The sequence below is a fragment of the Frigoribacterium sp. MEB024 genome (assembly GCF_000878135.1).
In the GTDB taxonomy this organism is placed as follows: domain Bacteria; phylum Actinomycetota; class Actinomycetes; order Actinomycetales; family Microbacteriaceae; genus Frigoribacterium.
Genome location: NZ_JXQZ01000111.1, coordinates 1 through 2,087 on the forward strand (window position 1 = coordinate 1; position 2,087 = coordinate 2,087).

The 2,087-nt window shown below is 73.4% G+C and carries 2 protein-coding genes; both read left to right on the forward strand.

Going from position 1 to position 2,087, the window contains the following annotated elements; translation table 11 throughout:
- Positions 1–1,158 (forward strand): AI-2E family transporter (locus tag SZ60_RS15345; RefSeq protein WP_231567189.1); only part of this gene is annotated, 1,158 nt, incomplete at its 5' end.
- A gap of 377 nt (positions 1,159–1,535) precedes the next feature.
- The coding region (locus SZ60_RS15350) for a hypothetical protein (RefSeq protein WP_043597492.1) at positions 1,536–2,087 on the forward strand (552 nt) is incomplete at its 3' end.

The window sequence follows — 2,087 nt, forward strand, 5'->3', positions numbered from 1 at the left end:
GCCCTCCCCGCGGCCGCCCTCCCCGGCGGCGCCCCGCCCGCAGCAACACGGCCCGCAGCCGCACCGCCCGCAGCCGCACTGCCCCCGGGCATGCTCGTCGCGGGCGCCTGGGCCTGGCGGCTGCTCGCGGTCGCCGCCGTGCTGGCCGTGCTCTTCTGGCTGATCGCGACGCTCGAGGAGATCGTCGTGCCGCTGTTCATCGCGATCCTCGTGTCGGCGTTCCTCGTGCCGGTCGCGGGGTTCCTGCGTCGGCACCGGTGGCCGCGTTGGCTCGCCATCGTGGCGGCGCTGCTGGCCGGGGTGGTCGTCGTCGGCGGGCTCGTGCTGCTCGCCGTGACGCAGATCCGGGCGGGACTGCCGCAGATCGAGAAGCAGTCCGTGGCGCAGTACGACCAGCTGACGACCCTGCTGCAGGGGCCGCCGTTCCAGCTGACGAACGCCGACGTCGACGGCTACCTGACGGACGCCCAGAACGCGCTGCAGACCGAGAGCAAGGCGATCCTCAGCGGCGTGCTGTCGATCGGCACCGCTGCCGGCCACCTGCTGGCCGGAGGCCTGCTGACCCTCTTCGCGACGATCTTCCTGATGATCGACGGCCGCGGGGTCTGGGCCTGGACCGTCCGACTCTTCCCGAAGTCGGCCCGACCGGCCGTCGACGGGGCCGGCCAGGCGGGCTGGCACACGCTCACCTCGTTCGTCCGCGTGCAGATCGTCGTCGCCGCGGTCAACGCCGTCGGCATCGGCCTGATCGCGTTCGTCCTCGGGCTGCCGCTCGCCGTGCCGATCGCGATCCTGGTCTTCCTGGCGTCGTTCATCCCGGTCGTCGGGGCCATCGTGACGGGCGCGCTCGCCGTGATCGTCGCCCTGGTCTTCGCGGGGCCGGTGCAGGCCGTGGTCATGTTGGCCGGAGTGCTCGTCGTGCACCTGCTCGAGGCCCACGTGCTGCAGCCGCTGGTCATGGGATCGGCCGTCCGGGTTCACCCGCTCGCGGTCGTCTTCGCCGTGGCGGGCGGGTCGTACGTGGCCGGCATCCCGGGTGCGCTCTTCGCCGTGCCGACGGTGGCCGTGCTCAACGTGATGGTCAAGTACGTGGCGACGGGGGCCTGGCGTCGGTCCCGCGTCGCGGACGACGTCGTGACGGCACCCGAGGCGTCGTGATCGGGGGTCGCTGACCTGCCCGACCCGCGCCTCCTTCGCTCGGATGACGGAGGCGCGGGTCGAAGTCATCCGCTGGGCTGATGCGCCGGACTGCACGGTTCGACAGTGGATTGTGTGGTTCTACTCAGGAAGTGTCTGCATACTCGTCACTTCGCCCGGGCGCGTGCGCCCCTCCCGATCGAGTCCCGACTCGGCCGAGCAGCTGCGGCGGACGAGTCGAGGCCCCACGGCCTCGCGAGACCGACACCGACCTGTCACGGCCCCTCGCCCCGTCGCGTGGACACCGGCCACCCGTGAGCGCCCCGAGCGCCCGGCGTGGCTCCGCCGTGTGCGCCCCGCCCGACCGGAGGCGCGGGTCGGCCGAGCACGAGGACCACATGACCACCGAGAACACCCCTGCCTCCGGCCAGGACTCCGTCACCCCCGAGTCGACCGTCACCCCCGAGTCGACCCCGACCGCCGAGGCCCCCGCCACGCGCCGCTCGCTCTCCGCGGTCCGCCGTCGCAGCTCGCGCCGCCGCCTCTCTCTGATCGGAGGCGTCGCCGCGATCGCCCTCGTGGCCGGGACCGGCTTCGCGGTCACCTCGATGTCGGCCGCCGGTGCGGACACCATCTCGGCCGAGCAGCACGCCGCCGACGTCAAGCAGCAGAAGGCCGACATCGCCACCTCGCTGGCGCAGGCCAAGGCGCGCTCGACCATCCAGATCGCGAACCAGGTCGTCGCCTCGGCCTCGGGCCGGACCGACGCCAGCGAGCTGCAGACCCAGGTCGCCTCGCTCGCCGACTACGAGAAGCTCGACGCCTCGACGCTGAACGACCGTGTCGAGAAGACGGCGCTCTCGGCGCAGACCGTGCAGTCCGCCGCCGCCGAGGCCGACCGGCAGGCCGCTGCCGCCGCGGCTGCCGCGCAGGCCGCCGCCGAGGCCCAG